8 protein-coding genes are annotated in these 12,145 nt (G+C 47.1%); 3 read left to right on the top strand and 5 right to left on the bottom strand.

The window, feature by feature from the left end; translation table 11 throughout:
- The first annotated feature begins 183 nt into the window (after positions 1-183).
- Complete coding sequence (locus H6G89_RS30630) at positions 184-762, top strand: hypothetical protein (RefSeq protein WP_190513816.1); 579 nt, start codon at positions 184-186, stop codon at positions 760-762.
- Between the two features lie 146 nt (positions 763-908).
- Here H6G89_RS30630 and H6G89_RS34630 read toward each other — a convergent pair whose 3' ends face one another.
- The 4 genes from H6G89_RS34630 to H6G89_RS30600 all read right to left on the bottom strand — a co-directional run bounded on the left by H6G89_RS34630 (position 909) and on the right by H6G89_RS30600 (position 8,892).
- Positions 909-5,687, bottom strand: coding sequence for a HEAT repeat domain-containing protein (locus tag H6G89_RS34630; protein ID WP_199337023.1), 4,779 nt, complete (start codon positions 5,685-5,687; stop codon positions 909-911).
- A complete protein-coding gene (locus H6G89_RS30610; RefSeq protein ID WP_190513815.1) occupies positions 5,684-6,010 on the bottom strand; it encodes a CU044_2847 family protein in 327 nt (108 codons plus the stop codon). Before H6G89_RS30610 ends, H6G89_RS34630 begins: the two co-directional genes overlap by 4 nt.
- Before the next feature lie 68 nt (positions 6,011-6,078).
- Positions 6,079-8,064, bottom strand: a complete 1,986-nt coding sequence (locus tag H6G89_RS30605; RefSeq protein WP_190513814.1) for a hypothetical protein — start codon at positions 8,062-8,064, stop codon at positions 6,079-6,081.
- A gap of 630 nt (positions 8,065-8,694) precedes the next feature.
- A complete protein-coding gene (locus H6G89_RS30600; RefSeq protein ID WP_190513813.1) occupies positions 8,695-8,892 on the bottom strand; it encodes a ribbon-helix-helix domain-containing protein in 198 nt (65 codons plus the stop codon).
- A gap of 135 nt (positions 8,893-9,027) precedes the next feature.
- On the opposite strand from H6G89_RS30600, the gene H6G89_RS30595 reads away from it, so the two are divergent.
- Both H6G89_RS30595 and H6G89_RS30590 read left to right on the top strand, forming a co-directional pair.
- The gene (locus tag H6G89_RS30595) at positions 9,028-9,348 is read left to right on the top strand and encodes a hypothetical protein (protein ID WP_190513812.1); all 321 of its coding nucleotides are present in this window, start codon (positions 9,028-9,030) and stop codon (positions 9,346-9,348) included.
- On the top strand, positions 9,345-9,644 hold the full coding sequence (locus H6G89_RS30590; RefSeq protein WP_190513811.1) for a hypothetical protein: 300 nt from the start codon (positions 9,345-9,347) through the stop codon (positions 9,642-9,644). The genes H6G89_RS30595 and H6G89_RS30590 overlap by 4 nt, the downstream gene beginning before the upstream one ends.
- Before the next feature lie 796 nt (positions 9,645-10,440).
- On the opposite strand, the gene H6G89_RS30585 is transcribed toward H6G89_RS30590, so the two are convergent.
- Positions 10,441-12,069, bottom strand: a complete 1,629-nt coding sequence (locus tag H6G89_RS30585; RefSeq protein ID WP_190513810.1) for a tyrosine-type recombinase/integrase — start codon at positions 12,067-12,069, stop codon at positions 10,441-10,443.
- Positions 12,070-12,145 lie beyond the last annotated feature (76 nt).

Below are 12,145 nucleotides of genomic sequence, written 5' to 3'. Positions count from 1 at the left end.
AGGGGATTCTGGCAGGGCAAGGGTAGGCGTTTCCAATAAAACCGACTTGTCAAGCCTAAAATTTGGGGAACGAATGACATCTACAAGAGACATGCCATGATAGGGGTAGAGATAATAACAAAAAGAGATTGCTACTGGCGGATAGTGGCATCACTTGATAGTCGGCAGTTCTTGGAAAAAACCATGTCAAGAGGATTTGGAGCTACAAAGCCTAAGCGCCGTACCAAAAAGATTCCAGCATCCCAAGCATCTAAGGTGCGCCAGTGTGATGTAGAAGCAGGCTCCCGTTTTTCTCCAGAGGAAGACTGGAAAGTTAATTGTGAAAAACAAGCTTTAGCCTGGTATGCCGGTGTCTACAATCCCTTAGCTGAAATCGAGCCGGAGCGCATCAGAGAGATCGAAGCTGATGAGGAAGAGTGGCTGTTCCTTGCAAGGATGATTGGTTGGCTGGAGGTTGATGACGAGCTAGACGCACTTTACTTCACAGCACCACCCCCATCCTTTGACGAGATCCAGGCGGATTGGTATCTTCGCCCAGTCCTAACGACCTTTTTAGAAGAGCCAACTCCCCTTAAAGACGTGATGGCTGATCATCCCATTCCTCACCAACTGGTCGATCAAGTCATCGCGCACCATACAAAACGTCTGAAATGGAAACCCGAAAGAGTAGCAACCTTTATTCAGGACGTATCGGGTAAGACAGAAACTGACTTACTCAATGAAGACTATGCTGCTATCCTGCTTGAGCTTCAGCACCTGTAATTGATAGGCTTACTTCGCGGCTCTGCCAAGAATATTTGATAGTGGTTTCATAGTTTAAGCTTTGTGGTTGGGTTCTCGCTAAACTCATTCAGGTAAGTAATAATCAGCAATTTATATTGTTTTGAGTCCGCTGAGTTCAGTGATTGTTATTTCCCATCTTCACTAACACCTTCAAGAAAAGCGATCGCGCCTTTTGCCCAGACATTGTTTTCGGCAAAGTGTTCACCAACTTTGATGCCTGCTTTCTTGCTGCCGTTCCAAAGTCGTTTGAGGTTAAGGAAGTTTTGCCACCGCTGTTGATCCTGGGCTTCGATCAGTTTTGCCTCGACTTCAATAATTTGCGGAACAGTGGTTGGGTCGGTCAGGGTGGAGTATTTTTGCTGAAGTTGCTGAATAAATTGCTGGTAATCGGTAAGCAAAATCTCAAAGGTTTGCTCAGAAGTGTTAGTGTGCTGAGTAAATTCTATGGTGCTGCCTTCAGCGGCATAATTCACGCCAATGATTGCGTGTTGCTGATTGAAGGTCGGGGCTTTGTCAGTCATGATGGTTAATCTCTTCAGGGTTTGGATGGTGATGGCGTTTGGATGGCTGTTTTGGTGGATTTGGAAATCGCCCTTCTGCGCGACTAGATAGGTTTGAAAGATTTCGTAGTCGTAGTATCTGCAGTTTTCTTGGATGGCGAGAATGATGCGCTGGGCATATTTACCTGAATCGGTTGGGATGAGCGTGAGCAAATGAGTGAGATGGGGAGAAAATACATCCGCCTGTTTTTTCTCAATGTTACCTAATGCATTTGCTGCGATCCTACGCACGTTGTAATCAGCATCTTCCAACAATTTCAGTAAACCTGGTAGCGCTACTTCACTGCCAATCTGGGCTAACGCATCTGCTATTCTCCTACGCACGTTGTAATCAGCGTCTTGCACCAGTTTCAGCAAGCTTGGAATCGCCACTTCACTGCCAATCTTGCCTAATGCCTCTGCTGCGCTCCCACGCACGTAAGGATCCGCGTGCTCTACCAGTTTCAGCAAGCTTGGAATCGCCGCTTCACTGCCAATCTGGACTAACACATCCGCTGCGCTCCTACGCACATCATAGTCAGCGTCTTCTAATAATTTCAGCAAACCCGGTATGGACGCTTCACTGCCAATCCTGCCTAATGCCTCTGCTGCGCTCTTACGCACATCATAGTCAGCGTCCTCCATCAGTTTAAGCAAGCTTGGAATCGCCGCTTCACCGCCAATCTGGGCTAATGCCTCTGCTGCGCTCTTACGCACATCATAGTCAGCGTCCTCCATCAGTTTAAGCAAGCTTGGAATCGCCGCTTCACTGCCAATCTGGGCTAACGCATCTCGCGCATTGGAGTCAGCATGTTCTAACAGCTTCAGCAAGCTCGGTATCGCTGCTGCATTGCCAATCTGATCTAATGCTTCCGCTGCGCTCCAACGTAACTTATGGTCAGTATCTTCCAACAGTTTAAGCAAGACCGGTATCGTCGCTGCATTGCCAATCTTGCCTAATGCCTCTACTGCGCTCCAACGCACATCAGAGTCAGCATCTTCCATCAATTTAAGCAAGACCGGTATAGCCGCTTCACTGCCAATCCTGCCTAATGCCTCTACTGCGCTCCAACGCACATCAGAGTCAGCATCTTCCATCAATTTAAGCAAGACCGGTATAGCCGCTTCACTGCCAATCTTGCCTAACGCCTCTACTGCTTTCCAACGCATATCAGAGCCAATATCTTCCACCAGTTTCAACAAGCTTGGAATCGCCGCCTCACTGTTAATCTGACCTAACGCCTCTACTGCGCTCCAACGCACGTTGTAGTCAGTATCCTCCAAAAATCTCAGCAAGACCGGTATAGCCGCTTCACTGCCAATCCTGCCTAATGCCTCTACTGCGCTCCAACGCACATCAGAGTCAGCATCTTCCATCAGTTTAAGCAAGTCCACAATTGCCATTTCATTGCCAATCTTGCCTAACGCCCCTGCTGCGCTCCAACGCACATCAGAGTCAGTATCTTCCATCAGTTTAAGCAAGTCCACAATTGCCATTTCATTGCCAATCCTGCCTAACGCGTCTACTGCGCTCTTACGCACATCAGAGTTAGCATTCTCCGTCAATTTAAGCAAGTCCGCAATTGCCACTTCATTGCCAATCTGACATAACGCATCTACTGCGCCCCAACGCACATTAGAGTCAGTATCTTCTACCAATTTAAGCAAGACCGGTATGGACGCTTCACTGCCAATCTTGCCTAACGCCCCTGCTACTCTTCTACGCACATCAGAGTCAGTATCTTCTACTAGTTTAAGTAAAACCGGTAGTGCCGCTTCATTACCAATCTTGCCTAACTGACCTAACGCATCTATTGCGCTCCAACGCACATTAGAGTCAGCATCTTCTACCAGTTTAACTAAGACCGCAATCGCCACTTCACCGCCAATCTGACCTAACGCATTTGCTGCGCTCCAACGCAACTTATGGTCAGTATCTTCCAACAGTTTAAGCAAGACCGCAATTGCCACTTCACTGCCAATCTTGCCTAACGCATCTACTGCGCTCCCACACACATCAGAGTCAGAATCTTCCAACAGTTTAAGTAAACCCGGTATCGCCACTTCACTGCCAATCTGACCTAACGCATCTACTGCGCTCCGACGCACATCAGAATCAGCATCTTCCACTAGTCTCAGCAAGCCCGGTATCGCCGCTTCACTGCCAATCTCGCCTAACACCCCTGCTACCCTCCAACGCATATCAGAGTCAGCATCTTCCACTAGTCTCAGCAAGCCCGGTATCGCTACTTCACTGCCAATCTTGGCTAACGCCCCTGCTGCTCTCCTACGCACATCAGAGTCAGAATCTTCCATCAATTTCAGCAAAATCGGAATGGCATAATCCGATCGCGTCTCCCCCAAAAGTTGAACCTTTAACCAATTCGGTACGTCCAACTCCTCCACAAACTTGACGGTTTGCGACTGAAACTCTGACTTCACTTCACCTGCCAGCCTTGCCCCCAAAATCAAATCCACAGCCAACGCCAGTTTCACCAATTGCTCCGCCTGTTCTTTGCTGTCTACCAAAGCTAACATCAATGCCATTGGCTCTGTCCACTTCAGGTAGTTAAGGTAGTCTCGTTTAAAGCGATTTTCATCTTTAAGCAAATCAGGGAGTTGTTGCCGTAAATATTCTGCGGCGTAGTATTCCTGAAACAACTGGTGATGGAATTCAATTTGTCGGGAGTCTGTCGCCACTTGTAATAAATGATGCTCCAGCAAATCCTCCAACCATTCTTTAGCTTTAGTCCCTGGATCACTGACCCGCTGGTTCAGCCATTGCTCAATACGTTTTTCGGCTTGGGTACGGGCCAGCGTCAAAACAAATTCAGTGGGGCGCTGTTCATCTCCCTGCATCATCAACCAGGCTAAATGCTGCAACAACTCTGCCTTAAACCGCCTAAAATCCTCAGACACCGCAGGCAACCCCTTAAACCGCTCGTACTCGGCATCAAATCGCCGAAACAATTCGCCCTTACTTTGCGGCACTTCGCCTATTTGTTGAAACACATCACAGAGCATTTTCAACAGTAGTGGTGTTTCGGCAATTTCTCGCAGGCGATCGCGCAACTGCACCAACAGGTGATTGCCCTGCTCCGGCAAATACTTGCCCACAAACTCCCGCATTTGTCGCTCTAACAAGGGCTTCATCTCCAGCCGCTTGCCAATACCCAAGTCGCCTCTCAGACTCAAATCTCGTGTGGTGAAGATCATGGGTACAGTTGGGTTCTCTTCCCGAAACTGGGCAAGTGATCGCCGCAGTGAATCATTGGGAATTTCATTTACCCCATCCAACAGCAATACCAGACGCTCTGCCAGTAACCACTCATCAATCTGTTCAAGAGTCACTCGCTGTTTCATCCGGCGAAATTCTGCCTGGATCAGGTCAGGAACGGGGCGATCACCCTTCAACTGCACCAACACCGGAACTTGCCCTTCCTCTGCCAGGGACACTGCTAACTGTCGCAATGTAGTCGATTTCCCTGATCCCGGTCGTCCTGCCAACAACACATGCTCTCGCTGCGTGCCTAAAGCATACTTCCGCAATCCCTCCAGCACTGGAAACTGCTCAACTTTTTTCTCTGATTGCTGTTCTTGCTTACCATCTTGTCCTGGTCGTTCTACCGACCTAGCTTCCAAAGGTAACAGGGCATTGGTAGGGGTGTACAGATGACGTTGTTGAGAATAGTGATTGATGACAGCTTCCAGGTAGGGGCGAAAATTGATTTCTGCCTGTCCTGTTGAAGTTAGTACACTCCAACGCCGATCGCTCCCATGAAACTCCCGCTGAAGCTTTCGCAATTGAGGAAACTGTTCCAAAATCACGTGGGTCGGAATGGCACCACCACCCAGATCAAAGGAGCGATCGCGCGTAAATTTCACCATTCCACACACCTTTCCCGTCCGCTGATTCAGCAACGGCGATCCACTCATCCCAGGGCGCACCTGCCCTAAAGCAAACTTAATTAGTGCTGATTCATCCCCCGTTAGCCCCTCGCAGTTGAATGTTACTGGGCAGCCGTTGGAAAAGTCCTGGTCAGGGTATCCAAATAAATACAGTGGATCGCGGGAGCGAATTTCCTCATCAAAATACACGCACGGTGGATTTGCCTCAGTAGAACCTGTTACTTTCAGTAAGGCTAAATCAAAAGGGTCAGCTAGCAATCGCTCCACTGTCGCTTGCGCCCAGTTCTCCTGTTTCTGCCAACGCACCTGAACAGGCTCATCTCTTGCTCCTTGAACCACGTGAGCACAAGTGAGAATCCATCCGGGAGCCACAAAGAAACCTGTTCCCCAACCCAAACGACCAGGAAGGGTCAGCTTCACTGTGCATTGTTGTAGCAGATCTTCTAGCTGGCTCATGATTCAATCTTAGGCTGGGCTTCCCATTCCAATGTGATTTCTAGATTAGCCTTGCCAGAACCTTTGACAATAATTGCCGTCAGTTGCCCAGACTCGATCGCCAATTCCATGCCAAATTTCACCGTCGCCTTTTTAGGTCTTACTTTTTGGATTGGTGTTGCAATCATCTGCACTACACCCTCGATCGCATCTGCCACTGGCTGAAATTGCTTTGGATCAAAACTGACATCCTCCCGCCCAGTTTTTGACACCTCAACTTTGACGATCGCTCCATTGGGAAGCTGAACTGGAACAGTATCAGTACGAGATTCAGCAAAAGTCATTTCAGTCCCCTTTCAAGTTGAGTTGCGCTATCAATACAGAAATTTTCTGAGGTGAGTAACGCTACGAGTCAACTATAATCTCCGGCTACTGGTTTTTCCAAGGATGCACAGTCTCGAAGCTTCCTCAGCAGATCAACCAGTTCTGCGTCAGCTAATTGCCACCGGCTTCTTCCTCCAAACTGTTCTGCGATCCAACTTTTCGCCTGTGCAGGAGTCCAGCCAAGGCGTTGAAACTGCACTTGAACCTGAGCGATCACATCCCCAACATCCTCTGGATTAGAATTGGCAGCTACTGCAGAAACGTTTTCAGAATCTACTGAATCGTGCTCCGACTCAGTAGAACCATTTAGTAGAACATTAGGTGGTGAACTTGCATTTGGGGAGGAACTCGATGATAGCGCCTCACCCAGCAATTCCAGTTGTTTGCTCTTTGAACGGAAATAATGCTCATCAGGAGGAGGCAGATCATTGGAACGAGTTTGCTTAGACTGCTGGCTCTTAGTAGCAATCTGAGCCAAAATCTGCCGAACCAACGCAGGTCCAGTCAAAGAGACTTCAGCCTCACCGGTGTGAGAGGTATCCAAAGGAGAGGGAAAATCCTCTCTATCAGGTTCACCTGTGGAAAACCCCCCAGACCCCCCAACAGCCAGATCAAAGACTCCACCTGCTTCCTGCACTGAGGGTGCAGAAGCAGGATCGGAGATAAGCTTATTGGTATTAGTAGGGTGGTATTCCTCATCCAGCAAGGGTTTCAGGCTTTCGAAATTGCCCAGACTTTCTTCAAGAGGGTGGTATTCCTCATCCAGCAAGGGTTTCAGGTATTCGGGATCCCACAAGTCGCGATATTTGACTAAAGTGACGTTACCAACCCCATAGGTTCTGAGTACCCTCTGACGCTCTGTTTTTTGGGCTGGCAGTGTACCTTTTTCCAGTTGATCAGCGATCGCACGTCTAATTCGGTCTTTGGCTGCCTGAGACTGTTGTTCGTTCCAGGATGGTTTGCTGTCACCTGAATGTTCTTCTAAGGGCTGCTGCATCAGTTTCTTGCTGGTAGAAGGGTATGGGTAGTAGCGAACTTCTGCCGCTCGTGCCCACTCTGCTGCCTTCTTATGGATCTCGTGCTGGTGCCTACAGAAGTCCAGATACCCAGGGAGAGATTGAGCGACTTCAGCAATTTGGTCAGCCAAGGCTTGCCCTTCTAAAGGCTCACCTCCAAACAAAGCGTGGTAAAACACCCGTTCCCGATTTGCGATCTTCCCAAGCAAAAATTGGGTTTGTCCTGAGCTTGTCCAGCCAGGCTCAATATCGTTGTTCAAATCAGTCAAATACTTGCGCCCACGGGTTCTGATTCTCTTCCCATAGCTCTTGCGCTGCACCGATTTGGCAAGTCGCTCTACCTCACTAGCAGACACCTGGTTCCGGCGTGCAGCAAACTCCCATTGTTGAACAAAGGCGTGATGGGAGGAGAAAATTGGCTCCCAGTCTTTGTTCAGCAGATAAGATCCCTGCTGGAGAGGTAGACGGTGCCCGTTATAGTTAATGGGCGACTCAGTTGCAGGTTTTGGGTTGGGGAAGATTTCAAGCTGTCCGCCTCGTAGTTTAAAGCCCTTTGCTTCCAGCAAGGATTTGGCTACCAAGGCGATCGCCCATGACAAAACAGCTTCTTCAAACGGGAAGTACAGGTGCAACCCACCGCTATCGGAACTTTTGACAATAATGCACTCGACTAACCCTAATGGTTCAAGTGCCTCCAAGAGTCGGGCGATCGCTAATGGATCCTTGTTAGGGTGGTAAGCACTGCGAGCGTCAACGTCAGCCATGAGGTACTGCGTAATACTGCCGAAGCGAACACCATACAGATACTCGCCTTTCTGGATCATGCGATCGGTGAGCAGGTGGGTGCTTTCTGTCTTCCACTCTGGTCTTTTCTTTGGTTCTGGGTGCTCTGCCCAGAGGTAATCACCTCGGTGAGGGAATAGGGCAAGAAATCGATCATCCCATTCCCGAACAAATTCAAAACGTTGAGGAACTGGTTTATAGGCAGGTGCAATCATGCAGCACCTCCTGGCTCGGGCAGAGACCCAACTGAACTGGTCATGAACAAACTCCTAATAAATGACTTTCGCGTGTTGCAAGGCATGAAAGTCACCAAAGAAGTCGTCGCTTTTGCAAAAAACTACATAAAAACTTTTCTCGGGACTTGCAAGTTGATCCCAAGATGTTAGAATTTGTTTGCATGACGAAGTGTCGTCATGTAGGGGGTGGATTCCCTTGTCGGGCTATCCAGGCTACATACCGAACAACACATTGCGGAAGAAAGTTTCCTAGGCTTGCCTCACCGCCTTGTGTACTCCTAATCGGTGACTTCAATATGAATACTTCGTGCGACCCCTGACTGGTACCAACAGTTGGGGGTTCAAACGTTTTGAGGCACCCTCCTTAATCCAATCAACACCTTTTATTTCCTCCATTGAGCGTTATTTAACCTATCCGATAGGGATACGATACGTTAACGCATTTTGTAGTATTTGTGAACTACTCAATCTCTAGTGGCATGCACCTATTTTAGGTCTATCAACCTCCATGGGTAGGGTCATTTAAGATCAAACAAGATCAGATTAGGAGATCATTTTTGATCAAACTGCAAACGGTTGATCAGAAAGACTAACCGTTTCATCTCGACTCTAGGCATCCTCCTTCTTATCCTTATCGGTCTTTCCCTGATCATGCTCTTTGGCAGCTTTTAAGGCTAGCCAAGCAAGCAGATTCGGGACAGACCTGGCTTCGTCGTCTGCCCATTGCTGCAAGATGCGGTGCGTGTCGTCATCTAATGTGACCGTTATCCGCTTGACCAACTGTTCTTCCTCGATCTTGTCTGCCATACAGTTTAGTGTTTGATCAGATAGATCAGAGAATTTATGGTTATTTATGCTTTTAAGCATAAACTTATGCTAATTTATGATCACGACTTTCACAGAGAAAGTTTTGGGTAAATCCTTAACTCCGAGGCAAAGATTATGGAGAAACAGCTATCAATTCCCCCCGTCACGATGCCGGAGCAAATACCCCAGCCACTTCCAGCACCTAAATTTCAGTTAGGGCAAGCAGTTCGTTGGGCTTGCGTTCCCACGAGCGACTTTGGGCGGGTGGTAGGAGTTGTTTTTGGTAGTGAGGGGAGTGTGAAGGCACTGGGTTTTCACTATGCGATCGCTCTGGACGAATCAAGTCCTTCTTTTGCGGATGGGATTACCAGCGATTGGGGTTTTGAAGACGATTTAGAGCTAGTTGATGCTAGGGCAAGCGATCGCCCAAGCGATCGCCCAGAGGATACGCAATGAAAAGCTACCCATCGACGCGGCAGTGGGAGCTATTTCACCTCTATAAGCACTGCCCCCCACCTTTGCCACCCATGGCTTTCACCCAATTGTGGGAAGTTTCATACACTGAGTTAGCAACTTTGACGGGTGCCTCACGCAGCACGATCGAGCACTGGTTTTCATCAGGGTCGAGCCAGCGCGAGCCTTCCGAGCGATGCTGCCGACGACTGGCGGAGGTACACCTACTTTGGAGTAATAGCGATCGGATTCGTCCCAGCTTGCTTCAAAGCTGGTGCCGACTGAGCCAGGGAGCCTAAAAAACCAATCTCCATTTAAGAATTGAGAAAAGAAAAGCCTTGTCATTGTGACAGGGCTTTCTTCTTCTTTTGAATTGAAAAGTTATTTAATCACGATAGAACTATTACAGAAACTGTGATTACCCATGACTAATTTCATAATTTCAATTATTTACAAACTAAAGCTTTTTAAGACAGCAATAACAGCTAATTGACCAAAGGAAACTTCTCTCAAGAAAGTAGAAATAGTCATATCCACCTAGCCGCACTACGGTGAGATCCAATCACAAGTTTAGGAATCCGCAAATAGCGGATTTGGTAGTGCGACTAGTATGAAAACATGAGTTTTAGATATTGATAATGGGAGGTTCTTAGTATCTAAAACATTTAATTACTTCTACTCTAAATGGATACAATTACTATAGAGCAAGGGATCTAGGTCTACATCGATTTATGAAATCCTAGACATCCTAGAGCAGTAGGATACTGAGAAGTGGCTTCTCTATTGTTTTTCTGAGTAAAAGAATTCAAGCATGATGTTATATCTGAATAGCGTTAAAATAAGCATAGATTGATATTTAAATTTCTTAATTTCGTGCTTTCTGATGTCGATTCTTACCTTATAGTAGTACTATAATTCGATAGTTAAATAGCTGATAAACTGATCTTTTTAATTTACTTCTGCCCATCAAAATTCAAAAACATGATAACCATTGAAGCACAAGTTTATTAGAGGATTAAGTCTTCAAAATTCAAACAATTCAAATAAAAAACACCAAGAATATTTCTTGGTGTCCTGGAGAAATACAGAGAAGTACTAACCGAATTTTGCCTTCACCCGCTCCTGCCGAGCTAGTACTGCATCAAACGCCTCGTCAGCCTGCATTGTAATGTGACTACTCTGTACTAAAGCGTAGGTTCGTCGAGCTTCTTCGACTGAATGCCCCATCAATTCTGCGTAGATCTTTTGTGCATCAGGAGTTCCGTAGGTATAAAGCCAGGTACAAAATATACGACGAAAGTCGTGAGGACTTGGACGTTTTGGCTCTTTATTCTCAAATATGAGAGCAGTCACCCGATACATCAGAACGGGAATGGCAATCGACAATACACATTCATTCAGGATTGGCTCGCCACGCTTTTCTGGAAAGCAATTACCCCCTCGTGTAAAAAATAAGTATTGATGCTTGACCCCCTCCCTAGAGCGGATGTGTTCAACATAGTAATCGAGGTCCTGCGTCAGCTGCTCCTTCATTGAGCCAGAAAAAAGGGGGTATTCTCTGGCTTTTCGGGTTTTAGAACCATTTTTGTGCTCCTCAAGTTTCAGGCTCACCCACCATTCGTTCGATCTCCGCTTTAGGTTTCCGCCCAGCTTGAAGTTTCGAATCTCGAGCTGGCGGACAGGCGTGTAGGTGAGAATGGCAATAATTAGGTAATCCTGCCAAGAATCGATAACTGCTGATTGTGCACGTTTTGCACCATAATAATCACGTTCAGCACAACACTGGCGTAAATACTCAACACACTTCCAGCACTCTTCCATCTCTAGCAGTTTCTCATCAAATGCCTCCGGAGAAGTTGTACGTCGATCGTCCTTAACATGAGGGGCAAGTTCAGCTTTCAGTTTTCGAATGCCAATTATTGAGGGACAATCTGCAAAATATGGAAGTTGTGATTGGGGTCCATCAAAATACTTAGCAACGAACAATCCAGCATCACAAATGCTGATGGCTTGCCGATACCCATTTCCCCGAACTTTGAAATGCCAGTTCGTAACATATTTCCTTACCTCGTCGGGGTCTGCCATCCAACTGATATCCAGCAAGTCTAACGAGCACTCTTGCTCGTTCTTCAACCAACCAAGGAAGCGCAAAATTTCTACTCTGTAGGTTTTCCACGTAGTCTCTCTAACCTTTTTTCCCTGACGACCAGAAACATGTTCATCAGTTGCGTAGTGATGTAACTGAGACAGTTGCTCTTGCAAATGGGCTGTCAGCTCAGACTCCTTTAAAGCATAGGGATTGGCATGATAGCTCCGTTTACCTTTTCTAGAGGTTTTTAAGGAAACTTTTGCCCTTAACTTAGGTGCTCGTTTTGGAATGGGCTGAAGTACAGCAACCTTGGAATACCAGGACTGTGACAGCAGAAAGTTCATGAACTGTTTAAGGTTACTGCGATCGTTCGCCAACGTCTTGGGGTTCTTACCTTCTTGATCTGCTTGTTCAAGTGATGCAGAGAGATAGTTGGGTGCTTCAGTCACAAAATCCTTCAGCAGGATATGCCGAGGATAATCCTCAAGCTTTGTTTTTGCAGATCCTCGAAAGGTAAAGCCTTTCAGAACATAGAGTCTAAGAGTGCTCTGAAGTTTAGCAAATGCTTTAGGTGAAACGGTTGGCTCATATAGAGCCAAGGCATCTTGCAGCACATCAGGAATTGAACTTGACATTGTTTGCTCCTAGAATTTAGCAGGGCTAGTGGTAGAAATAGTTGGCAGCACAAAGTGAGGGCAATTTATCCCTGTC

It is taken from the genome of Oscillatoria sp. FACHB-1407 (genome assembly GCF_014697545.1).
Lineage (GTDB): Bacteria > Cyanobacteriota > Cyanobacteriia > Elainellales > Elainellaceae > FACHB-1407.
This window is presented reverse-complemented; position numbering and strand designations above follow the sequence as displayed.

Bases quoted from the DNA above. Each gene is read 5' to 3' on its own strand.
- H6G89_RS30590 (WP_190513811.1), top strand. From the start codon at position 9,345: ATGAAAAGCTACCCATCGACGCGGCAGTGGGAGCTATTTCACCTCTAT.
- H6G89_RS30585 (WP_190513810.1), bottom strand. From the start codon at position 12,069: ATGTCAAGTTCAATTCCTGATGTGCTGCAAGATGCCTTGGCTCTATAT.
- H6G89_RS34630 (WP_199337023.1), bottom strand. From the start codon at position 5,687: ATGAGCCAGCTAGAAGATCTGCTACAACAATGCACAGTGAAGCTGACC.
- H6G89_RS30600 (WP_190513813.1), bottom strand. From the start codon at position 8,892: ATGGCAGACAAGATCGAGGAAGAACAGTTGGTCAAGCGGATAACGGTC.
- H6G89_RS30595 (WP_190513812.1), top strand. From the start codon at position 9,028: ATGGAGAAACAGCTATCAATTCCCCCCGTCACGATGCCGGAGCAAATA.
- H6G89_RS30605 (WP_190513814.1), bottom strand. From the start codon at position 8,064: ATGATTGCACCTGCCTATAAACCAGTTCCTCAACGTTTTGAATTTGTT.
- H6G89_RS30610 (WP_190513815.1), bottom strand. From the start codon at position 6,010: ATGACTTTTGCTGAATCTCGTACTGATACTGTTCCAGTTCAGCTTCCC.
- H6G89_RS30630 (WP_190513816.1), top strand. From the start codon at position 184: ATGTCAAGAGGATTTGGAGCTACAAAGCCTAAGCGCCGTACCAAAAAG.